This is a genomic window from Streptacidiphilus sp. PAMC 29251 (assembly GCF_054208735.2).
In genome coordinates, this window is the sequence record NZ_CM135725.2 from 1,933,276 (window position 1) to 1,955,185 (window position 21,910).

A 21,910-nucleotide genomic window follows, 5' to 3' on the forward strand; every position below is an offset into this window, starting at 1 on the left:
CAGCTGAGGCTTCGTCAGGCTGCTTCAGGAGAGCTGCTGTTCGAGCCAGTCAGCTGCGGTTCGGTAGAACAGCTCGCGGTTGGCGCGGTGGGTGAACTCATGCCCCTCGTCCGGCGCCACCAGCAGTTCGGCCCGCACCCCGTGCTCCCTGGCCGCCCGGACGAACTGCTCGGACTCGCCGAGCGGGACGTTGGTGTCCTGGGCCCCGTGGACCGCCAGCAGCGGCACCCGCAGCGCACCCACCGCGCCCAGCGGCGACAGCTTCCGCAGCAGCTCCCGGTCGCGTTCCGGGTGGCCGTACTTGACCGCCGCCGACTCGGCGATCCAGGGCTCGGTCCCGGCGAAGAAGGTGGCGAAGTCGGACATGCCGCAGACGTCGATGCCGGTCCGGAACACGGCGGGGTTGCGGACCAGGCTGGCCAGCACCAGGTAACCGCCGTAGGAGCGGCCCATGACGGCCAGTCGGCCGGGGTCGGCCAGGCCGGCCCGGACCAGGTGCGCGGCGCAGTCGGCCACGTCGTCGATCGCGGCGAAGCGGCCGTCGCCGAGGTCGGCGTCGACGAAGGAGCGGCCGTAGCCGGAGGAGCCGCGGACATCGGGGGCGAAGACGTCGAAGCCCCGGCCCAGCAGGTGCTGGTAGAGCGGCTCCAGCACCGGCCGCTCCTGGCTCTCCGGGCCGCCGTGCAGATGGACCACGCAGGGCGGCAGACCGGGGGCGTTCCAGTTGTCGGGGGCGCGGTAGTGCCAGCCGGCCAGCGGCAGGCCGTCCCTGGCCCGCAGGTGCAGCCGCTGGGGCCGGACGGCCGGACGGCCGGGGCCTGCGGCATCGGCGCGGCGGGAGGACCAGCGGGTGCGCCGGGGGTCGGCGTCGGCCGGGCCCGGCGGGAGCGACCAGACGCCGGGGAGGCGGGTGGAGCCGGAGAGCGAGAGCAGGAAGCCGCCGACCGCGTCGGCGTCGGCGCGGGTGACGACCTCGTGCGGGAGCGGGACGTCGGTCCGCAGGGTGGCGAGCTGCAAGGTGGCGAGTTGGAGGGCGCTGCTGCCGTCGTGGTTCCAGACCAGGGCGGCGCGGGTGCCGTCGCGGTCCGGGGCCAGCAGCTCCAGGTCCGCGCCGTCCTGTTCGGCGGCGACGGCGCTGCCTTCCGGGGTTCCGTCCGCGGCGAGGCCGACCGCGAGCAGCGCGGCGAACTCGCGGTCGGCGTCGCTGCGGAGCCAGAGCGTGCGGCCGTCGGGAGCGAAGCAGCCGATCCAGGGGTCGCCGTCGGCGACCGGCAGCACGCAGGTCTCGACCCGGTCGGCGAGCCGCAGCACCACGGCCTCGCGTCGGCCCCGGGGACCGCGGCGGAGCAGGGCGAGCCGGCCGTCCGCGGTGAGGTCGCAGATCCGCAGGGTGGCCGCGCCGGTCTCGGTGGCGAGGCGCAGCGGCGGGCGCAGCCCCTCCGGGTCGACCAGGGAGGCGGCGAGCAGCCCGTGGTCGCCCGCGGCGTCGGCGACCGCCTCGGTCACCGCCAGGGCGCAGCCGTGCGCGCTTCCGGCGCGGGTCCAGCAGCCGAGGTAGGCGGCGGCGCGGGTGTCGGCCCCGGCCAGGACCCGGCGTCCGGTGCCGTCCGGGCGGACGACGAGCACGCGGGCGTGCTCGCCGCCGTCGAGGGCGGCGGTGTAGGCGATCCAGCGGCCGTCCGGCGACCAGGACACCGAGGTGACCGGGTCGGTGGCCGGGTCGAGCAGTCGCGGGTCGGCGCCCTCGGCCGAGCCGGTCAGGTCGGTGCCGGTCAGGTGGGTGCCGGTCAGGTGGGTGCCGTCCAGCGCCGCGGTCCAGAGCTGGGGGACGCCGCCGCGGTCGCAGATGAAGGCGGCCCGGGTGCCGGTCGGGTCGGCGCAGGCGTGCCAGCAGCGGTGGGCGGCGGGGGCGGCCGCGGGGTCGGTGCTCATGCGATCCCGTGGGTCTGCAGCCAGATCTCCAGCAGCGCGGCCTGCCACAGCGCGTTGGAGCCCAGGGTGGTGCGGTGCTGGTCGGGGGCGCTGAGCAGCTCCCGCAGATAGTCGTCGCGAAAGATGCCGCGGGCTCTGGCCTCGGGGGCGGCCAGGGCCTGGGTGACCTTGTCCAGCACTGGTCCGGCCATGTGCCGGATCGCCGGGACCGGGAAGTAGCCCTTGGGCCGGTCCACGATGCCGGTCGGCAGCAGCAGCCGTCCCGCGTCCTTGAGGACGCCCTTGCCGCCCTGGGCGAGCTTGAGCTCGGGCGGGCAGGCCGCGGCGAGTTCCACCAGTTCATGGTCGAGGAAGGGCACCCGGGCCTCCAGGCCCCAGGCCATGGTCATGTTGTCCACCCGCTTCACCGGGTCGTCCACCAGCATGATCCGGCTGTCCAGCCGCAGCGCGGCGTCCAGGGCGGTGTCCGCGCCGGGCCGGCCCATCTGGTCCCGGACGAAGTCGCCGGAGGCGTCGTGGTCCAGCAGGTAGCCGGGCTGGAGCATGGCGGCCAGGGCGCTGTGCGGGCGGTCGACGAAGACCTTGGCGTAGTCGGCGGCGGCCCGGTCGCGCGGGGTGGCGGCGAGCGGCGGGTACCAGTCGTAGCCGGCGAAGATCTCGTCCGCGCCCTGCCCGCTCTGGACCACCTTGACCTCCTTGGCTACCTCATCCGCGAGCAGGTCGAAGGCGACCGCGTCATGGCTGACCATGGGCTCGCTCATGGCGGCGACGGCGTGGTCCAGGGCGGCCGGGAGCCGGTCCGAGGGCACCATGATCCGGTGGTGGTCGGTGTCGTAGCGGCGGGCCACCTGGTCGGAGTACGCGAACTCGTCGCCCTGCTCGCCGCCCTCGGCCTCGAAGCCGACGCTGAAGGTGGCCAGGTCACGCGCGCCGGACTCGGCCAGCAGGGCGACCACCAGGCTGGAGTCCAGGCCGCCGGACAGCAGCACGCCGACCGGGACGTCCGCGACCGTACGGCGGCGGACCGCGGTGCGCAGCGAGTCGAGCACGGCGTCGCGCCAGTCGGCGGCGTCCATGCCCTGGTCCTGCGGGCGGCGGGTGTGGGACGGGTTCCAGTAGAGGTGGTCCCGCCGGCTGCCGTCCGGTTCGATCACCCGGACCGTGGCGGGCGGGAGTTTGCGGATCCCGGCCAGGATGGTGCGCGGGGCCGGGACCACCGAGTGGAAGCTGAGGTAGTGGTGCAGCGCCACCGGGTCCAGCGAGGTGTCCACGTCGCCCGCGGCGAGCAGCGCCGGGAGCGAGGAGGCGAAGCGCAGCCGCCCCCGGACCTCGGCCAGGTACAGCGGTTTGATGCCGAGCCGGTCCCGGCCCAGGATCACCCGCCCGGTGTCGTGCTCGACCAGGGCGAAGGCGAACATCCCGGCGAAGTGGTCGACGCAGTCGATCCCCCACTGGCGGTAGGACTTGAGCAGCACCTCGGTGTCGGAGCTGGAGAAGAACCGGTGTCCGGCCGCCTCCAGTTCGACCCGCAGCTCGCGGTGGTTGTAGAGGCAGCCGTTGAAGACCCCGGTGATGCCGACCGCGCCGCCGAGGGCGGTGTCGGTGAGAGCGGCCGGGTCGGTGGGGGCGGCGGTGTCCACCATCGGCTGGGCGCCGCGCTCGGACAGGTCGATGATCTTCAGCCTGCGGTGGCCCAGCGCCACCGCGCCCTGGGCCCAGACGCCCCGGCCGTCCGGACCCCGGGCGGCGAGCCGGTCGGTCATCCGCTCGACGGCGGCGAGGTCGGGACGGGATCCGTCGAAGCGGACCTCTCCGCTCAGGCCGCACATATCCAGCTCCTGGTCATGATGCTGATACCTCATCAGTTGTAGGGTGCTGACTGTCTTTCAGCTGTATCCAGGTGTCCTTGGCGCCGCCGCCGCGCGAGGAGTTGACGATCAGGCTGCCGCCGGCCGCGACCCGGGTCAGCGCGGCGGGCAGCACCGTGGTCCGCAGACCGACCGCGCCGGGCCCGTCGCCCTCCCGTTCCGCGCAGACGAAGACCCTGAGGTCCACCACCCGCGGTTCCAGCAGCTCGCCGTCGAAGGTCGGATGGCTGGTCAGCGCCACCACGTCCTGGGCCACCCAGCGGTCCGGGGCCTCCAGCAGCGCGGCCCGCAGCCGGGCCAGCGTCTCCGGCGAGGCATAGGGGCCGATCACCACGCCGGCGCCCCCTGCCCGTCCACCGGCTTGACCACCAGCTCGGACAGCCGGTCCAGCACCTCGTCCAGCCGTCCGGGTTCGCCCGGCAGCAGCGTCGGCACCTGCTCCAGCAGGGGCTCCTCGCCCAGGTAGTAGCGGATCAGCCGGGGGACGTGGGCATAGAGCGACTTGTCGTCGGCGACGCCGTTGCCGGGGGCGTTGGCCAGGGCCAGGGTGCCGTTCTCGACCGCCGCCAGCAGTCCGGGCCAGAGCGGCCTGCCGTCGGCGCCGACGGCCTTGGCCAGGTCGTCCTCGTCGATCCGGCGGTAGAGCACGTCGAAGGGATGTTCTGACAGCTCAGGAGACGGGCCGTCGTCGGGCCCGGTCCGGCTGGGGCGGCGGGCCCGGACCCGGCCGTCCGGATCGACCACCAGGTCCTCGGGGGTGTGCAGGGCCACGCCCATGCTCCGGGCCAGCAGCCGGTGCTCGTACCAGGCGGAGTTGTCCGGGCCGTCGCTGACCACGGCGATCAGCGGATCCGCCGCCGCCCCGGCCGGCGCGGCGGCGCGCAGGGTGCGCAGCAGCGCCGCCGGTACGCCGTCCAGCGGGGCCACGCCGGGCCCCGGATCGAGCACGCCGAAGCGGCGGGCGGCCAGGGCGTAGCCCACCCCGGACGGCACCCGGAGGTTGTCCTCCAGCACCAGCCAGCCGCGGGCGGCGTCCCGGACCAGGTCGAGACCGGCCACATTGATCCGCACCGCGCCCTGCGGCACCGAGCGTCCCGCGTCGCGCAGTCCGGCCGAGAGCTCGACCATCCCGGCCGGGAGCACACCGTCACGGACGGCGGTGCGCTCGCCGTAGGCGTCGTGGGTGAACGCCTCCAGGGCCCGGGTACGCTGCGCCACGCCCCGGCTGAGCAGCTCCCAGTCCTGGGCGTCGACCAGTCGCGGCACCACGTCGTAGGGGAACAGCTGCGGCGTGTCGTCGCCGTCCACCCGGAACGTCACGCCCTCCTGCCACTGCCGGGCGTCGCGCTCCCTGACCCGGGCCCGCAGCCCGCCGAGCTCCTGCCGCTGCAGCCCGTCCAGCACCGCGCGGTAGGACTCGCGGACCTCGCCCGCGCCGGTGACCGCCTCGTCCCGCTCGGCCCGGTAGCCGCGCATCAGGGTGCCGCTGCGGACCAGCCGCGGTCCGGGGCGTTCGCCCCTGGTCTCGGCGATCAGCAGGTCCACCACCGCGCTGTGGCCGTCCCGGGCGGCGAGGCGGCGCAGCTGGTGCGCCGCGCTGCCCCGGCCGAGCACCGCCTCGGACAGCTCGACCACGGTGTCCCAGTCCCCCGCCTGCTCCAGCGCCGGGCGCAGCCGGGTCAGCATCGCGCGGACCACCCGCTGGGCCGGCATCGGACGGCCGCTGGACGGGTCGATCAGATCGCCCTCGAGGCCGGAGCGAGCGGCCCGCCAGGTCGCGGCGCGGAGCCACTCGTGCCGACCCTGCGGGGCCCGGACGCCGGCCGCGACATGGGCGCAGGCGTCGGTGACCAGCGCCCGGAACAGTCCGGCGATCATCACCACGGTCTCCGCCCGCGGGCAGGCGTCGCAGATCCGCAGCTCCAGGGTCTGCAGATGGGCGGACGGGCGGACGTCGTAGTAGACCATCCCGGTGTCGCTGATCACCCCGGAGCGGACCAGCGCGGCGATGGTGGCGTCGTAGTGCTCGGCCGAGTCGAAGCAGCCGGCCGGCCCGGTGGTGGGCCAGCGCTGCCAGAGCAGGGTGCGCCAGCTGGCGTAGCCGGTGTCGGCCCCGAGCCAGAACGGGGAGCTGGCCGACATCGCCAGCAGCACCGGCAGCCAGGGGGCCAGCAGGCCCATGGCGATCACGCCGGTGTCCCGGTCGGGGATGTCCACATGGACCTGCGCGCCGCAGATCAGCTGCTCCTCGGCGACCACCCGGTAGTTCTCCGCCATCCGGTGGTAGCGCGGATCGTCGGTGGGCTCGATGCTGCCCAGGTTGGCCAGCGGGGCCGTGCCCGCCGCGACCACGGCCAGCCCGAGCGGCTCGGCCGCCGCGTTCAGCGCCTGCCGGGACGCGGTCAGATCCTCCAGCAGCGAGGCCAGCTCGCGGTGGGGGCGACTGTTCGCCTCCACGATGGACTGCTGCAGCTCCGTGGTGAACCCCCGCTCGGGGAGCCGGTCGAGCACCGCGCGGGCTCTCGGCACCAGCGACCTGCTCCGCAGATCGACGACATGGAACTCCTCCTCGACACCTACCGCGACAACCACGCCGACTCCCGCCCCTCGCCCGCCCCTCCCCTGTCCCGCCGTCAGCGATCGCCGGGAATGCGCTCCAGCAGGCCGCGGAGGTCGTCCGCGTGCTCCTCCTCCTGGGCCAGCAGCTGCTCGAACACCCGGCGGGTGGTCGGGTCCTTGTCGCCGAGCCACTGCACGATCTCGGTGTAGGAGGCGACCGCGACGCGCTCGGCGATCAGGTCCTCCTTGACCATGTCGATCAGGTCGGCGCTGGCGTCGTACGGGGTGTGCGACCGGCTGCTGAGGGTGTCCGGGTCGAAGTCCGGCTCGCCGCCCAGCTGGACGATCCGCTGCGCGAGCAGGTCGGCGTGGGTCTGCTCCTCCCCCGCGTGCTCCAGGAACTCCGCCGCGACCGGCTCCGAGTAGAGGCCGCTGGCGGTGTAGTAGTGGCGCTTGTAGCGCAGCACGCAGACGATCTCGGTGGCCAGCGCCTCATTGAGGACCTGCAGCACCCGCTTGAGATCGGCGCCGTAGGCGTCCGTCACCGGACCCTTGCCCATCTCGTTGCGGGCGCGGTCCCTGAGGGTCTTGATGTCGGTGAGAAACTCCGCCATGGGGTTGCACTGCCTTCCATCTCGCCGGACGGGCCCACCGGAGGCGGGCCCGCGAAACCGAGGGTGCGTCTACCCCTGCCGCCTGCCGCCATGCAGCCGGTGGTCACCAAGCTGTACGCAGACGAAACAAAGGATCTTGCCAGCATTCGATGGCACAGTGATTCGTGCCCTCGTGGGCGTAGTGCGAAGTGCGTCCCATTTCCTACGATGATCGCCGCAAGGCCCTGTTGTGCCCCCGCGCGGCAGGGCCTTCGCCCTTTGCTGATCCGGCCCGTCCCACTCGTACCCGATCCACTCGTACCTGATGCCAGGAGCACGTGTATTTTGAGCGCATTGCAGTGGCGTACCGCGACCGATCTGCATCTGATCGCCGAGATCATCCCGGCCCCTGACGACCCGGCCCGCCGCCTGGCCCGCCTCACCGACGTCCGCGTGGCCGTGCGCGGCTCGGTTTTCTACGTCGACACCGTGCAGGCCGTCTTCGCGATACCGGTGGCGTCCATACTGTTCGTGGCCTACCTCAGGACCTGACCCGCAGCGGAAGGCGGTCCACCCGCACGTGCACCTCGACGACGACGCTGTGCCTGCCGCTTCCGCCGCGCCGGTGATCGTGAGCAGCGATCCGGCGGGGTTCCCCTGGAGCGTGTTCCACGAACGGCATCCGCTGCTGTTCCAGCAGCTGCGGGAAGCGCTGCCGTACCCGCCGGAGCAGCTGCGGCGGCTGGCCGCGTTCGAGCGGGAGGCCGTGGGCGGGCTGATCGGGCCGCTGGAGCCGACCGCGCACGACCGGGACGTGTGGGACGAGTGGTGCCGGCCCTACCTGGGCCTGCCGTGGACCGAGCCGCCGTTCCTGTGGGCCGAGGTGTACTTCTACCGCCGGCTGCTGTCCGCGACCGGCTGGTTCGGCCCCGGACCGATGGCCGGGGTGGACCCGTTCGCGCCGCTCAAGGACGCCGAACTGCTCGGCCCGGCCGTGGACGCGGAACTGGCCGCGCTCGACCGGCTGGACGGCCTGGCGGAGGCCGAGCTGAGCAGCGCCCTGCTGCTGTCCTCGCTCTGGGGCAACCGCGCCGACCTCTGCTTCGAGATCTCCGCCGACCGGGTGGACGGCCTCTCGGCCCTGGGCGACCTGCTCGTGGACGACAGCGCCGCGGTGCTGGCCCGGCTGCGCGACCGTCCGCCGGGGCGGGTCTGCCTGATCGCCGACAACGCCGGGCGCGAGCTGCTGCCCGACCTGGTCCTGCTGGACCACCTGCTCGGCTCGGGCCTCGCCACCACCGCCACCCTCTACGTCAAGCCGCAGCCGTACTACGTCTCGGACGCGACGCCCGCCGACACCTACGCGGCCCTGCGGCGGCTGCGGGACGCCCCCGGCACGGCCGGGAAGACGGGCGCACGGCTCTGGCGGGCGATCGGCGGCGGGCGGCTCACCGTTGCCACCCACGACTTCTTCTGCGCGCCGTTCCCGTTCCGGGCGATGCCGGACGACCTCCGGGCCGACCTCGCCGCCGCGACCCTGACGATCACCAAGGGCGACCTCAACTACCGCCGCCTGGTCGAGGACCGGCACTGGCCGGCCGACACCCCTTCGCCGAGGTCACCGCGTACTTCCCGGGACAGGTCGCCGCCCTGCGCACGGTCAAGTCGGACGTGGTGGTCGGCCTCGACGCCGCCACCGCGGCGGCGCTGGACGCCGAGCCGGGCTGGCGCACCAGCGGCACCAGCGCGGTGCTTCAGTTCCGTCCGTAGGCCTGGTCTTCAGGTCAGTTCTCGTTGCGGAGGGTGCGCTGCTCCGCGGCCCAGTGCCGCAAGTCCCGCATCCGGGCCGGATCCTCGGCCACGTCCTGGGTCACCACGGTGGTGATCCCGCTGCCGATGTCCACGACCTGCTGGTCCATCCGGCCGGTGCTGAGCATGCCGACGATGACCAGGAACTCCTCCATCACATCCTCGGTGAGGAACTCCTCGTCCTCCGCCTCCACAAAGGCGTCCACGCTCTTCATGCCGGTCTCGTACAGCTGGCCGGCCCCCTCCAGCAGGGAGCCGAGCACCCGGAACTGCTCGGGCGCCATCTGCAGCTCCAGTGCTTCGAGGTAGAGACCGACCTTGTCCTCAGGGCTGGGAACGTCGAAGTCTTCCATCCCCTCCTCCTGCCCCGTCCCCCCGTCCGCTCACACCTGGATACGTCCGGGGTCGCGGTGTCGCACCGTTTGGCCGTGCCGTCGATCGGCTGACGGCATCAGGTCTCGGGGGGCTCCAGCAGGCAGTCGATCCGCTCCGCCCTCAGGATGAGTGTCGTGACCGGATGGGCTGGGCCCAGGGCCGCGCGACTGCGTTCCATCGCCTGGGCGTAGTAGGCCTGCCCTTCCTCCCGCCGCTCTGCGAGCCGTAGGTCGGCAGCGAGGTTCGCAAGACAGCCGATGGTGTCCGGGTGCCGTTCCCCCACCGCCGCTTCCAGGCCGGCGAGTGCTTCTCGACCGAGTGCGACTGCGTCGTGGGGAATTCCGGCTGCCGCTAGGCAGCTGGCCTGGTTCACCATCGCTGCCAGCGTGTAGGGGTGCCTGTCTCCCAGCACTTCCCGTAGCAGCGTGAGCGACTCGACGGAAAGAATGTCGGGGTCACCGGCCGACTCGACGGCCCGGCGGTACACGGCCAGATTGACGCCACTCACGAGGGTAAGCGGATGCCGTGGGCCCAACTGCTCGTCATACAGCGTGAAGGTTGCCTCCGCCAACAGGTGCGCATCCTTCGCCTCCCCGCTCGCCGAGCGGGCGCAGGCCAGGGTGACGGCACCGGACAGGGTATGGGGATGTCGTTCACCGAAAGTGCCGCAGGCGACGGAGTAGGCGTCCTCTGCTGCCTCCAGGGCCAACGTGTAGTCACCACAGCGACGCAGTACGCCGGCGAGGTTCCGCATCGCGCCAAGGGTGTAGGAATGCTGCTCGCCCAGCAGCCGACGCAGATCGGCCACAGCCTGTTCCGCGATCTCCTGGGCCGCAGCCTGGGAACCGGTCTCACGTAGGTCGTACGCATAGTTGGACGCTGTGGCGGCGGTGTCCGGGTGATCCGGACCGGATAAACGTCGGCGCTTCTCCCAGACGCTTTCGCGGGCCTCTCGGGCACCCCGGTAGTCGCCGGTCAGGCTGATGGATTGGGCCAGGTTGTTCGCCATCATGAGCGTGCGTGGATGGTGCTCCCCGAAAACCCGTAGCGATTTGGAATAGGTCACCGCATCCAAGCTCCGCGCACGGCCGTAGTTGCCGACAGCGCGCAAGTCCGCGGCGTAGCCGGCGGCGGCGACCAGGGTGATCGGATCTTCAGGGCCGAGCGTCGCTTCCGCTCTGCGGTAGACGTCGAGACCGAGCTCGTACGCTTCGGCCAGGCGACCGTGAAAGCGCAGTGCGTTGCCCCATTGGGCGCGCAGGTGGAGCACCAATGGATCGTCGTCTCCGAAGACGGGCTGCCAGACGGCGTAGGCCTGCTCGGCCACTGACTCCGCGACAGTCAGATCAGATCGCCGCCAGAGGTAGCGCACGCTGTTCACGATCCACTGGCGCACCCCGTCGTCGGTGCTCTCCTGCGCTCGGGAGGGCGTGAGGTGCGGCAGCAGGGTGGCGTAGCGGTCCCAGGTCGCTGGATTGTCGGGCTCGCCTGGGTCGGAGGCACCCAGGATGGCCTGTGCCTCTGCGCGCAAGCCCGCCCGGTCAGGCTCGGGAACCCTGTTCCGGAGCACTTGCTGGACCAGTCGGTGCACGGAGAGCGACGCGTTGTCAGGGTCGAGTCGGGCAATGCCGTGTCGGTTGATCTCGCGCACCAGCCGGGCCATCTCCAGTGGGCCGGTCGGCGCTCCCGCGATCTCCGCCGATTGCGGGGTGTAGAGAATCTCTGTGGGGATCGGTGCGGGACCGAGGAAGGCGCAGAGCGTCAGCAGCCGTGCTGCTGCGGGACTCAACGAGCGCAGCCGGTCGTAGGCGAGCAACCAGGTAGCCGTGGCCGAATGGGGATAACCGCCGAATACCGGTTCGCTGAGGACGTCGGGGAGCCTCTGGTCGAGCAGATCCAGGTAGACCGATGCCGGCATACCGGTCAGCCGCAGCAGTGCTGTGGCCTGGGCGACGGAGAGGGGCAGGTCACCGAGGATCTCGCCGATGCGCGCCGCGTCCTCTTGGCTGAGTGTGCCGTTGATGTGCCGCAGAAGCCGAATACTCTCCTCACGGGTGAAGACGGTGACGTCCAACTGACTGGCGAGAAGGTCCCATTCGGAATCGCGCGAGGTCAGCAGGACGTGGCCGGCGCCACTGGGGATCAGGCCGCGTAGCGCCTCCGGCTGCTCTGCGTTGTCCATCACCACCAGCCAACGCTGGCACGGTTCGCCCCGGCGAAGCGCCTCCAGCACGCTCGCTGCGGCAGTCGGGATGTCAGTGCTGACGTTGAGTCCGAGTGGCACCGCCATCTCGGCAAGTTCACGGCGGACCAGTTCGGGCTGGCTCGCATCGAGGTACCAGACAAGATCATAGTCCTCGGCTGAGCAGTACGCGTACTCCACGGCGGTCTGCGTTTTGCCCACCCCGCCGATGCCGGTGAGTACCTGTGGAAGTCGGCCGGCGGCCGTGTCGTCGCGAAAGCCCCTGGACAGCGCGGCGAGCAGTGCGTCGCGTCCGGTGAACTGGGCGTTTCTACTTGGAACACGCCAGACCTTCGGCGACGGCTTGGACCCGGCCACTGCGGCGCCACGAGGGGAGAAGGACAACGGTCCCGCGCCGAACGGCTGAACGTCCAGCACCGCTGGTCCGCCTGCTTGAGATGCCTGAGCCACCTGCCGGGCTATGAACTCCACCGCGTCGCGGTAGTCCGGACCGATGTGGCGCTCCAGCAGTAGTCTGCGCATGCCCACCTCTTGGTAGCGGTGGCCCAGAAGGTCCGTCGTGTACTGGAACGCGGTGAGTTCCTTCGGTATCGGCACCGGCTCCCACAGCACGGGGACCAGCCCTGGCACGGGGCCGTCCGGCACGACCGCCGTCACTCGCATGCGGCGGATCAGCACCCCGATCTCCCGCGAGCAGTGAGCACTGCGGAAGTACGCGTCCGAGTAGCACGCCACCATGCACCGGCAGGTGGCAAGCATCCTGCCGATCCACGTACTCCAGTCCGTGCCGACCGGGACGTGCAGACCGTCACGAAACCCGGTAGGACTGTTGTCGTCCTGCGGTCGGTGCCCGAGGAGTCGGTCCACCGCCGCGCACAGGTCGTTGTGGAATTTGCGGACATAGAAGTCCGTGTCATCGGCTCGCGCGTAGCTGAAGAAGAAATCGGGTGCCACGCTTCCTCAATCCATGTGGACGGGAACTGGGCGGCCGGCTGAGGGGTCAGTCAGATGGATGACTGGAACGCGGCGAGTCCCTCCCGGCGATCACGTAGCAGCGTGCGCCGGACCACAGGCCAGGGCAACGTCGGTGGCGGTGGCGGCGAGGGATCCGCGTCCGCGAGTGCGGACGACTGCTCCTGACCGGATTCCCGGGGGTTCGCGGGTTGGGTGGCAGACATGGGCACTCCCTTCGGCTCAGGTACTGATGCACCGTCACTACTGATGGTATGCACGCCTGTCCTACTTCGCCAGAAGAACTCGGCGATCGCCGCGCCGGTGCCGCCTGTTGGCGGCACCGGCTCTCGTGCGGTGGGCTTGGGGTCAGGCCTGGGCGAAGGTGGCGAGGTAGGCGGTGGCGGCTTCGGGGGTGAAGAACCAGTTCGGGAAGTCCGAGGGGTTGTCGAAGCCGTTGGCGAAGCGGTTGGCGACCGGCGGGAGCTGGCCGGCCGCGCCGATCAGGTTGAGCACGTGCTCGGGCGGCGGGGACAGCATCGCGTTGGTCCAGGCGGTGACGTCGTTCGCGGCGGTGGTCCAGAAGGTCTCGAAGGCGGCCTCCATGAAGGCCCGGTCGAACGGCTGGTCGCCGTGGGCGCGGATCGAGTCCAGGTAGCTGGTGGCGCACTTGGACGCGGTGTTGGAGCCCTGGCCGGTGATCGGGTCGTTGGCGACCACCACGTCGGCCACGCCCAGCACCAGTCCACCGCCGGGCAGTTCGCCGACCGGGCGGCGGACCACCGGGGTGTAGCGGCCGGCCAGGGTGGCCTTGGCGTCGGTCAGCTCCACCCCGCCGAGGGTGCGCTCGTACTCCCAGGGGGTGTAGGTGCGCATCAGGTCCAGGGTGCGGCGCAGCTGCTCCTCCGGTTCGAGCGCGGGCTCGAAGACGTCCAGCGGGCCGCCGGGGATGCCCTCCCAGAACAGGATGTCGCAGGGCCCGGACAGGGTCAGCGCGGGGATCACGAACAGCTCGCCCACGCCGGGGACCAGGTTGCAGCGCACCGCCTGGAAGTCGTACTCGGGGCGCGGCCCCAGGCCGTGCACATAGGAGACCGCCAGCGCCCGCTGCGGGGCGGTGTACGGGGAGCGCTCGGCGTCGCGGGCGAACATCGACACCAGCTCGCCCTTGCCGGCCGCGACCAGGGTCAGGTCGTAGCCGCGGACCAGCAGGTCCAGGTCGGAGACGGTGACGCCGTTGACGACCACCTTGCCGCCGCGCTCGGCGAAGAGCTCCAGCCAGCCGGGCATCTTCAGCCGCTGGTCCACCGACTGGGCGTAGCCGTCGAGCTTGCCGACCCAGTCGATCACCCGGGCCGACTCCGGCCCGGTGACCGAGACGCCGAGGCCCTCGTTCCTGGGGGCCTCCTTCTCCCAGAGGTTGAGGCCCAGGTCGCGCTCCTGGCCCAGCGCGGTGCGGAACATGCACTGGGTGGAGAGGACCCGGCCGCCGCGTATCTCGTCGGGGGTGCGGTCCGTCATCACGGTGACGTCATGGCCGTCGGACTGCAGGCCGAGGGCGAGCTGGAGGCCGGCCTGGCCGGCGCCGACAACGAGGATCTTCGCCAAGGGAGGCTCCTAGGTTGGGGGTGCGGTGTGCGGGGACGATGGTGCCAGAGCGTCAGTTCGGTTCCAGCGACAGGGTGTGCTGGACCAGCCCGGCCAGGGTGCGCGCGGCCGAGGCCCTGGACCGCGCGTCGCAGCGCAGCAGCGGCACCCCGGGGGCGAGGCTGAGTGCGTCCCTGATCTCGATGTCCTCGTAGTGCGGTGCGTCGTCGAACTGGTTGACCGCGACCACGAAGGGCAGGCCGCTGCTCTCGAAGTAGTCCACCGCGGGGAAGGCGTCGGCCAGCCGCCGGGTGTCGATCAGCACCACCGCGCCGACCGCGCCGCGGGCCAGGTCGTCCCACATGAACCAGAAGCGGCGCTGGCCGGGCGCGCCGAAGATGAACAGCACCAGGTCGGGGGCGAGGTGCAGCCGTCCGAAGTCCATCGCCACGGTGGTGGTGGTCTTGCTGCTGCCGTCGAGCAGCGGGTCGGTGTCGCTGCCGGCGTCGGTCATCACCGCCTCGGTGCGCAGCGGGGTGATCTCGGAGACGGAGGCGACCAGGGTGGTCTTGCCCACGCCGAAGCCCCCGCGATGACGATCTTGGCGGAGGTGACCGGGAGTTCGGTCAGCGGGATGCCCCCGGGCACCGAGCCCTGCGGTGCGGCCTGACCGTAGGGTGCGGCCCGTCCGTGCGGTGCGGCGGTGGACGGGTCAGGCGAGATCGCGGAGACCACCGAGGATCCTCTCAAGAACCAGGCGGTTCGGTCGTGCCGGTGCGGAGATGGACGAGCCGGAGTGGGTCGGGACGGAGGCGCCGTGCACCCGGATCCGGCCGGCGTCCACCAGGTCGCTGACCCACACCCGGACCACCCCGAGGGGCAGCCGGAGCAGGGCCGAGACCTCGGCGATGGAGCGCATCTGGCCCTGGCACAGCTCGCAGATCCGTTCCAGCTCGGGGAAGGTCTGCGCGGCCGCGCCGGGCGGCTGGTAGAGCGCCGAGATCAGCGTCTCGACCAGCAGCACCTGCCCGAAGCGGGTGCGGCCGCCGGTCAGGGCGTACGGACGGACCCGTGCGGAACGGCGTGTCGGGGTGATCACCGGTGAGCCTCCTGCCCGGGTGCGCCCCGGAGCTCGTCGCGGAGTTGCGTGGTCAGCACATGTCCGGCGCGCTCGACCAGACGGGCCAGCTGGTAGGCGGCCACGCTCAGATCGCAGTCGGCGCTGGTGTACGCGGTCAGACAGGCGGTCTCGTCGACGGACATCAGGATCAGCGTGCCCTCGTCCAGGGTGATCACCGTCCGCCGCAGCCCGCCGTACTCGAGCAGGGCCGAGAGGCCGTTCGAGAGACCGGTCAGCCCCGCTGCCAGGGTCGCCAGTTGCTCGGAGGGGCAGTCCTCGTCCGCGGTCACCAGGGGCAAGCCGTCGGTGGACACCAGGGCCAGCGAGCGCAGCCCGGGGGTGCTCATCAGCACGTCGCTGAGCAGCCAGCGCAGCCGCTGCAGCGGGGTGGCGCCGGGGGTGGCGCTGCCGTGGGTCATAGTGGTCATCCCTGCTCCCCCTCGCGGCGGATCGGCACCGCGGCCCGGACGCCGTGCTGGAAGCCGCCCAGCCGGCGGCGCAGGTCCTCGGCGGTGGCGCCGGGCCGGGCCGGGGCGTCGGCGGCGGAGCCACCGGGGCCGCTGCCGCCGGGACCGCCGGGCTCGTCGCGCTCGGCGGTGCTGCGGGCCAACTGCCCGCTCTCGCCGGGCACCCGCTTGGGCAGGCCGCCGCCAGCGCCTCTGGCAGTGGCGGCAACCGGCGCACCCGCGGGCGCGGGAACGGCGCTGAGCGGACGGTGCGTCAGCGCGGCGGCGCCGTGCGGCTGCCCGGCCCACCCGGCGGCCGGCTCCGGGTCCGGCGCGGCGACCGGCGGAGTGGCGAACACCCAGGTCGGCACGGCGACCAGCGCGGTGGTGCCGTCGGCGGTGGGGCTGGCCCGCAACTGCACCCGGAGCCCGTGCCGCTGGGCCAGGATGGCCACCACCTGGATCCCCATGCTGCGGCCGGTGCGCGCCGCGCTCTCGGCGGCCGGCGCCGTGCCGGTCGACAGCCGGGTGTTGACCTCCCGCAGCAGTTCGTCCGGCAGCCCGATGCCGCGGTCGGCCAGCGAGACCATCAGTTCGCCGCTGTCCAGCTGCCAGGCCGTCACCGTGACCGGCTCGGTGGGCGGGGAGAACGAGGTGCCGTTCTCCAGGAGTTCGGCGAACAGATGGCTGAGGTCCTCGGCGACGTCGGGGCGGATCCACAGTTGCGGCACCGCGGTGAGATGCACCCGCTCATAGCGCTCGATCTCGGAGAGCGCGGCCCGCAGCACGTCCAGGAACGCGGTCGGCGTCTGGGACTGGCCGGGCCGCTGGTGGCTCGCGCCGCCGAGCAGCAGCATGTTCTCGCTGTTGCGGCGCATCCGGGTGCCCAGGTGGTCCAGCCGGTAGAGCTGCTCCAGCCGGGCCGAGTCCGCCTCGCTGCCCTCCAGGCCCTCCAGCTGGCCCAGCTGCCGCTCCACCAGGGTGAGGCTGCGCAGGGCCAGGTTGACCAGCAACTCGCCGTTCTCCTGGTCCCGTTGCTTGGCGACAGTGAGCAACTCATCCCGTTCAACGATGAGTTGCTCATAGTGCTGCTGGAGTTGACGGTGCTCGTAGTCCAGTTGGGACTGCGTCGACTGGAGCAGCTGGTAGTGGGCCTGCTGCTCCCGCTGCTTCTCGCGGTCCCGCCGAGCGGACCTCCGGGAACCGGCGAGTAGGGTGCCGAGTACCAGTGCGACCACAAGGGCCGCAGCGGCGAGGCCGACGGACATATACACGAGTCCCCGCATCTGCACTGCTGCTATCGCATTGGAATCATCAGGCTCATTCCATCACATCACAGATTACATTCCGGTTTCCAGTCGGGACGGGCTCGATGTGCGCGAATCAGGGGATGATCCTGTGGCTGATTCATGCAGTGCCGCAGGGGTCAGGTCGGCCAGGGTGGGGTAGCCGTCGACGGCCATGATCAGATCCGCCTCGGCCAGCAGCGAGCGCAGCACGTGGACGATCCCGTCGGTCCCGCCGAGGGCCAGGCCGTAGGCGTAGGGGCGGCCGACCCCGACCGCGGTGGCGCCCAGGGCCAGTGCCTTCACCACATCGGCGCCGGTTCGGACGCCGGAGTCGAACAGCACCGGCAGGTCGCCGGCCGCGGCCACCACTCCGGGCAGCGCGTCCAGCGCGGCGAGCCCTCCGTTCGCCTGCCTGCCACCGTGGTTGGAGCAGTAGACGCCGTCCACGCCGGCGTCCCTGGCCCGGCGGACGTCCTCGGGGTGGCACAGACCCTTCAGCAGCAGCGGCAGTGTGGTCAGCGAGCGCAGCCAGGGCAGGTCGTCCCAGGTGAGCGGGTTGCCGAAGATCCCGGCCCAGTGCAGGGCGGTGGCCCGCGGGTCGTCCTCCGGGGCGTGCGGCAGCCGGGCCCGGAAGACCGGGTCGGAGGTGTAGTTGGCCAGCGCGTGGCCGCGCAGCTGGGGGAAGTTGCCGGTGGACAGGTCGCGCGGGCGCCAGCCGGTGATCCAGGTGTCCAGGGTGACCACGATGCCCCGGAACCCGGCGGCCTCGGCCCGGTGCACCAGGCTCTCGGCGAGCTTGCGGTCGGTGGGCGTGTAGAGCTGGAAGAAGCCGGGGGTGTCGCCGAACTCCCTGGCCACGTCCTCCATCGGGTCGTTGGACAGGGTGGAGGCGACCATCGGCACCCCGGTCCTGGCCGCCGCCCGCGCCGTGGCGAGGTCGCCGTGGCCGTCCTGGGCGCAGAGCCCGATCACCCCGATCGGGGCCATGAACAGCGGGCTGGGCAGGGTCATCCCGAACAGCTCGACCGACAGGTCCCGCTGGGTGGCGCCGACCATCATCCGGGGGAACAGGCCCCAGCGCTCGAACGCCCGGACGTTGGCCCGCTGGGTGAACTCGTCCCCGGCCCCGCCCGCGACATAGGAGGCCACCGAGGGCGGCAGCACCGCCTCGGCCTGCGCCGCCAGTTCGGCGTAGGTCATCGGGAGCGTCGGCTGGACCCCGAACAGCCCGTTGAAGTAGATCTCGGTCTGGTAGTCGCCGAACTGGGTCATCCGCGAGCGCCTTCCTGCTGCGGCCGGTGGGTCCGACCCGGGCGCGGACAATGATCGCGCCCCGGCGCCCGCGAAGCGAGCCCTAGCCCTGCGGAGCTTCTGACCGGCGCAGCCGCGGGAACAGCAGGACCAGGCCTGCGGCGAGTCCGAGCGCGGCGAAGACCCACCAGACCCGCTCGAAGTCACCGAGGGCGGTGGCCGGAGTGGGCGTGCCGAGGACCGCGACGAAGACGCTGATCCCGAGCACCGCGCCGAGCTGCCGGAAGCTGGAGTTGACGGCGGAGCCGATGGCGTAGCGGGTCGGCGGCAGCGACTGCGCCGCCGCGCCGGACTGGACCGGAAGGGTGAGTCCGATGCCGAGGCCGATCAGCAGCATCCAGGGCAGCCAGTGCGTGGCCCAGTGCGGGGAGCTGCCGACCGAGAGCGCGAATCCGGCCGCGCCGAGGGCCCAGGCCACCGCGCCGGCCAGCAGCACCGGACGGTGGCCGATCCCGGCCGCCAGCCGGCTCGCCGGGCGGGCGACCAGGGTGACCAGCAGCGGTCCCGGCGCGCTGGCGAGGGCGGAGCGCAGCACCGAGTAGTGCCACTCGGTCTGCAGGAAGATCACATTGCCCAGCAGCATCCCGTAGAAGGCGGTGGCGAACAGCAGGGTCGCGGCGTTCACCAGCCGGAACTGGCGGACCTTGAAGAGGGCCAGGTCGAGCACCGGCCGGGCGGCGGTGGCGGTCCGCCACAGGAACGCCGGGAGCAGCAGTGCGGAGAGCACGAAGGCCCCGATCACCCTCGGGTCCGACCAGCCCCAGTCCGGGCCCTCGATGATGCCGAGGCTGAGCGAGGCCGGGACGGCGGCGACCAGCAGCACCCCGAGCGGATCGGGCATACCGGTCGCGCCGGGGTCGCGGGACTCCCGCAGCAGCCGCAGCCCGAGCACCACGATCAGCGCGCAGATCGGCACATTGACCAGGAAGATCCAGCGCCAGGAGGCGTACTCGGTGAGCAGCGCCCCGATGGTCGGCCCGAGCGCCGCGGCGGCGGCGCCCATCGCACCCAGGTGCCGACCGCCACGTGCCGCCGCTCGGCCGGGAACTCGGGCAGGATCAGCGCCAGCGAGGTCGGCACCACCAGCGCGGCGAAGACCGCCTGGAGCGCCCGTCCGGCGATCAGCACCCCGGCGCCGGGGGCCAGCCCGCAGAGCGCGCTCATCAGCGCGAAGCCGACCAGCCCGATCAGGAACACCCGCTTGCGGCCGTAGCGGTCGGCCAGCCTCCCGGCCGGTATCAGCACGGCGGCGAAGACCAGGCTGTAGACGTTGAGGACCCAGGCCAGGTGCCCGGTGGTGGTGTGAAAACTGAGGCTGATGGTCCTGAAGGCGATATTGACGATCGTGGTGTCGAGGAAGACCACGAACACCCCGAGACTGCCCAGCGCCAGCACCCACAGGGCGCGTCTGCGGGAGGCGGCGTCGGCCTCGGCCTCCGCCGGGGTGCGCGGCGGCGCCTCGTCCACGCTGCCGACGGTCGGATTGGTAGCGCTCATCGGGACCCCACCGAGTCAGTTGTGATTTCCTACGGACCTGACGACCGTAGCAGCAGTGCATTGGAAAACACAACGGACTAGACTCGGGGCATGAGCGAGACGGAGACCACGCAGGAGACAGCCACCAGGACCGAGGGGCTCGGGTCCATGGCAGGCCGCCGACCGGTGCCCCGCGCCTGCCCGGCCGCCGCGTCGCTGCAGGTGCTGGGCGAGCGGTGGACGCTGCTGGCCATCCGGGAGATGGGCTACGGGGTGCACCGCTTCGAGCAGATCACCCGGTTCACCGGGCGTCCCGCGACATCCTGGCCGACCGGCTGCGCAAGCTGGAGGAGGCGGGGGTGGTGGAGCGGCGGCAGTACTCCGAGCATCCCCCGCGGTTCGAGTACCACCTCACCGAATCCGGCCAGGAGGCCCGGCCGATCCTGCTGGCGCTGGCGCAGTGGGGCGAGCGGTGGGCCCTGGACAACACCGTCCCCACCTTCACCCACGCGTGCGGCCACCCGCTCGACGCGCAGATCAGCTGCCGGCACTGCGGCGAGCCGGTGACCGGGGACAGCCTCCGGGTGCGGCCCGAACAAGGCCGCTGAGGGACAGGGCCGTGGTCAGGCGCGGGTCAGGGTCCGGGTCGCGGCCGCCGCGATGGCGATGCCGAGGGTCCAGCCGAGGATGGTGAGGACCACGGTGACCGCGGCCGGGACGCCGTGGTACTGCCAGACCTCGGGCTGGCCGAAGTGGATCACCGGGACCAGGTGGTCCGCGGAGTACAGCACCGGATTGAAGACCGAGCGGTCGTCGGTGGCGACATGGTCGGGCCGCACCTGGCCGAAGTACACACTGCTCGCGGTCAGCAGCGCGACGGCCCAGCCGATCGCGCGGAGCGGCCGGTAGCCGTAGCCGACCAGCAGGTCGAGCACATGGCCGGGGATCCGGCGCCACCAGACCAGCTTGGCCCGCAGCGCCCGCTGCTTGGCCAGCAGCACCGTCCTGGCCTCCCCGTCGTCGCCGAGCGTGCGGTAGTAGGAGGCCAGTTGCTCGTACGGCTGGGCCCGGTAGCCGCCGCCCCTGGTGTCGTCGGTCCGGCGCACCTGGCGCCGCATCAGCGGAATCCGGACGACCGCGTCCTGGTAGTCGGTGAACGGCCCGTAGGTGAAACCGTCCAGGTTCAACCGGGAGGGCCAGGAAGCGAACTCCTCGCGGATGCCGCCCTCGGCGGTCGCCGCGTAGAGCGACAGCAGTGCGTCCGGGCTGGCCATGCCGGTCAGGTCGAGCCGGCTGGTGATCCGGGCGGCGGTCAGCCGGATCTCGCCGGTGGTCCGCAGGCCGGTGCCGAGCCGCAGGCTGCCCTCGACCAGGATCCGTTCGGCCTCCAGCGCGGGCTGGTCCGGCGACGGGGTCAGCCGGGCCCCGCGCAGGTCGAGGTCGTTGCCGAACCGGGACCACGGTATGCGCACCGTGCCCACCGCCGTGAAGGCGCGGGTGCTCCGCCCGCTGACATGCGGGCGAAAGATCGCCTCGCTGGCCACGAGCAGGTCGTCGGCGTGCAGCGCGGCGGCGCCGAGGCCGTCCAGCCGGGCCCCGTTCAGCACCAGCGAGCTGCCGATGTGCGCGCCCGGCAGCCGCAGCTCGCCCTTCGCCCACAGCCCCTGCGCCAGCAGACTGCGGCCGATCCTGATCCCGCCCGCGTTCAGCGACTTTCCGCCGGGGGCGGTGTTGAACAGCCTGGCCCCGATCAGCGTCAACTGGCCGCTGACCTGCGCATTGATCAGCGAGAACACCCCGTTCACCCGGGCCCGACTGACGAAGAGGCCGCCCTCGATCCGCACCCCGTCCCCGTAGACGGCGCTCAGACCGACGCCCGGACCGGCGCCGGCCCGGAAGGGGAGGCCGGTGATCACCGTGTCGCTCAGGTCCAGCGGCCCGCGCAGCACCGCGCTGTACACGCTGATCGCGGTCAGCCTGGAGCCGCGCAGGTCGATCGCGCCGGTGGTGGCGCCGTCGAGGTCGATCCGGCCCTCGACCCGGCACTCCCGCAGCAGCAGCGGGGCGGTGATCTGCCCGTGGTCGATCCGCAGCTCGCCGGTGATCCGGGCCCCGGCCAGCCGCAGCGCGGCCACCGCCCCGACCGCCGGCGGGCAGGCCCCGAGCAGCAGCGCGGCGATCACCTCGGCCCGGACCGCACGGTCCGCGGACCACTGGGCGGCCTCGGCCGGATCGTCCAGCGCGGGGTCGCCGGTCCGCAGATCGACCAGTTCCCCGTGCGGGAAGGCGGCCCACACCCGCTGCTCGGTCCCGCTGAGGCTGCCGAGGCGGTCCGGAACGGTGGGGCCGGAGGAGGGAGGGATCATGCGAACCATGCCGATCATCCTGCCC

At 72.2% G+C, this 21,910-nt stretch carries 14 protein-coding genes and 4 pseudogenes; 3 read left to right on the top strand and 15 right to left on the bottom strand.

The window, feature by feature from the left end:
- Positions 1-24: 24 nt before the first annotated feature.
- From ACXKR8_RS09190 to ACXKR8_RS09205, 4 genes and pseudogenes are all read right to left on the bottom strand, one after another.
- Positions 25-1,932, bottom strand: a complete 1,908-nt coding sequence (locus ACXKR8_RS09190; RefSeq protein ID WP_458272404.1) for a S9 family peptidase — start codon at positions 1,930-1,932, stop codon at positions 25-27.
- Positions 1,929-3,761 carry an N-acetylglutaminylglutamine amidotransferase gene (locus ACXKR8_RS09195; protein ID WP_458274932.1) on the bottom strand — a complete coding sequence of 611 codons (1,833 nt, stop codon included), beginning with the start codon at positions 3,759-3,761 and terminating at the stop codon, positions 1,929-1,931. The genes ACXKR8_RS09190 and ACXKR8_RS09195 overlap by 4 nt, the downstream gene beginning before the upstream one ends.
- 13 nt (positions 3,762-3,774) lie before the next feature.
- A pseudogene (locus ACXKR8_RS09200) lies at positions 3,775-6,551 on the bottom strand (glutamate--cysteine ligase).
- The gene (locus tag ACXKR8_RS09205) at positions 6,434-6,973 is read right to left on the bottom strand and encodes a ferritin-like domain-containing protein (RefSeq protein ID WP_458272406.1); all 540 of its coding nucleotides are present in this window, start codon (positions 6,971-6,973) and stop codon (positions 6,434-6,436) included. Before ACXKR8_RS09205 ends, ACXKR8_RS09200 begins: the two are co-directional and overlap by 118 nt.
- Positions 6,974-7,297: 324 nt before the next feature.
- Here ACXKR8_RS09205 and ACXKR8_RS09210 point away from each other — a divergent pair, with 324 nt between their 5' ends.
- Complete coding sequence (locus ACXKR8_RS09210) at positions 7,298-7,504, top strand: hypothetical protein (protein ID WP_458272407.1); 207 nt, start codon at positions 7,298-7,300, stop codon at positions 7,502-7,504.
- A 49-nt stretch (positions 7,505-7,553) separates the two neighbouring features.
- Positions 7,554-8,722 (top strand): annotated as a pseudogene (locus ACXKR8_RS09215) (damage-control phosphatase ARMT1 family protein).
- Positions 8,723-8,736: 14 nt separating this feature from the next.
- Here the strand turns inward: ACXKR8_RS09215 and ACXKR8_RS09220 are convergent.
- The 10 genes and pseudogenes from ACXKR8_RS09220 to ACXKR8_RS09265 form a co-directional block, all read right to left on the bottom strand.
- Positions 8,737-9,114 (bottom strand): hypothetical protein, encoded by a 378-nt coding sequence (locus ACXKR8_RS09220; protein WP_458272409.1) that lies wholly within the window; start codon positions 9,112-9,114, stop codon positions 8,737-8,739.
- A gap of 98 nt (positions 9,115-9,212) precedes the next feature.
- Positions 9,213-12,293 carry an FxSxx-COOH system tetratricopeptide repeat protein gene (gene fxsT / locus ACXKR8_RS09225; RefSeq protein WP_458272410.1) on the bottom strand — a complete coding sequence of 1,027 codons (3,081 nt, stop codon included), beginning with the start codon at positions 12,291-12,293 and terminating at the stop codon, positions 9,213-9,215.
- A 366-nt stretch (positions 12,294-12,659) separates the two neighbouring features.
- On the bottom strand, positions 12,660-13,898 hold the full coding sequence (locus tag ACXKR8_RS09230) for a styrene monooxygenase/indole monooxygenase family protein (RefSeq protein WP_458272411.1): 1,239 nt from the start codon (positions 13,896-13,898) through the stop codon (positions 12,660-12,662).
- A gap of 52 nt (positions 13,899-13,950) precedes the next feature.
- Positions 13,951-14,525: pseudogene (locus ACXKR8_RS09235) on the bottom strand (GTP-binding protein).
- A gap of 64 nt (positions 14,526-14,589) precedes the next feature.
- A complete protein-coding gene (locus ACXKR8_RS09240; RefSeq protein WP_458272413.1) occupies positions 14,590-14,976 on the bottom strand; it encodes a DUF742 domain-containing protein in 387 nt (128 codons plus the stop codon).
- Complete coding sequence (locus ACXKR8_RS09245; protein ID WP_458272414.1) at positions 14,973-15,425, bottom strand: roadblock/LC7 domain-containing protein; 453 nt, start codon at positions 15,423-15,425, stop codon at positions 14,973-14,975. The genes ACXKR8_RS09240 and ACXKR8_RS09245 overlap by 4 nt, the downstream gene beginning before the upstream one ends.
- Positions 15,422-16,729: an ATP-binding protein gene (locus tag ACXKR8_RS09250; protein WP_458272415.1), complete on the bottom strand. Its 1,308-nt coding sequence runs from the start codon at positions 16,727-16,729 to the stop codon at positions 15,422-15,424. The genes ACXKR8_RS09245 and ACXKR8_RS09250 overlap by 4 nt, the downstream gene beginning before the upstream one ends.
- A gap of 54 nt (positions 16,730-16,783) precedes the next feature.
- A complete protein-coding gene (locus ACXKR8_RS09255) occupies positions 16,784-18,004 on the bottom strand; it encodes an alpha-hydroxy-acid oxidizing protein (RefSeq protein WP_458272416.1) in 1,221 nt (406 codons plus the stop codon).
- Positions 18,005-18,086: 82 nt separating this feature from the next.
- Positions 18,087-19,540 (bottom strand): annotated as a pseudogene (locus tag ACXKR8_RS09260) (MFS transporter).
- Positions 19,541-19,617: 77 nt separating this feature from the next.
- Positions 19,618-19,773 (bottom strand): hypothetical protein, encoded by a 156-nt coding sequence (locus tag ACXKR8_RS09265; RefSeq protein WP_462100423.1) that lies wholly within the window; start codon positions 19,771-19,773, stop codon positions 19,618-19,620.
- 105 nt (positions 19,774-19,878) lie between these two features.
- On the opposite strand from ACXKR8_RS09265, the gene ACXKR8_RS09270 reads away from it, so the two are divergent.
- Entirely contained in the window at positions 19,879-20,127 is a 249-nt protein-coding gene (locus tag ACXKR8_RS09270; RefSeq protein ID WP_462100424.1) for a winged helix-turn-helix transcriptional regulator, read from the top strand.
- Positions 20,128-20,142: 15 nt separating this feature from the next.
- Here the strand turns inward: ACXKR8_RS09270 and ACXKR8_RS09275 are convergent, their stop codons facing one another.
- On the bottom strand, positions 20,143-21,894 hold the full coding sequence (locus ACXKR8_RS09275) for a hypothetical protein (RefSeq protein WP_458272419.1): 1,752 nt from the start codon (positions 21,892-21,894) through the stop codon (positions 20,143-20,145).
- Between the last annotated feature and the right edge of the window lie 16 nt (positions 21,895-21,910).

Coding starts and splice junctions, on each gene's coding strand:
- ACXKR8_RS09190 (WP_458272404.1), bottom strand. CDS start 1,932: ATGAGCACCGACCCCGCGGCCGCCCCCGCCGCCCACCGCTGCTGGCAC.
- ACXKR8_RS09195 (WP_458274932.1), bottom strand. CDS start 3,761: ATGTGCGGCCTGAGCGGAGAGGTCCGCTTCGACGGATCCCGTCCCGAC.
- ACXKR8_RS09205 (WP_458272406.1), bottom strand. CDS start 6,973: ATGGCGGAGTTTCTCACCGACATCAAGACCCTCAGGGACCGCGCCCGC.
- ACXKR8_RS09220 (WP_458272409.1), bottom strand. CDS start 9,114: ATGGAAGACTTCGACGTTCCCAGCCCTGAGGACAAGGTCGGTCTCTAC.
- ACXKR8_RS09245 (WP_458272414.1), bottom strand. CDS start 15,425: ATGACCACTATGACCCACGGCAGCGCCACCCCCGGCGCCACCCCGCTG.
- ACXKR8_RS09250 (WP_458272415.1), bottom strand. CDS start 16,729: ATGCGGGGACTCGTGTATATGTCCGTCGGCCTCGCCGCTGCGGCCCTT.
- ACXKR8_RS09255 (WP_458272416.1), bottom strand. CDS start 18,004: ATGACCCAGTTCGGCGACTACCAGACCGAGATCTACTTCAACGGGCTG.
- ACXKR8_RS09265 (WP_462100423.1), bottom strand. CDS start 19,773: ATGGCCAGCAGCGTCCACCGCTCGCCCAGCACCTGCAGCGACGCGGCG.
- ACXKR8_RS09275 (WP_458272419.1), bottom strand. CDS start 21,894: ATGGTTCGCATGATCCCTCCCTCCTCCGGCCCCACCGTTCCGGACCGC.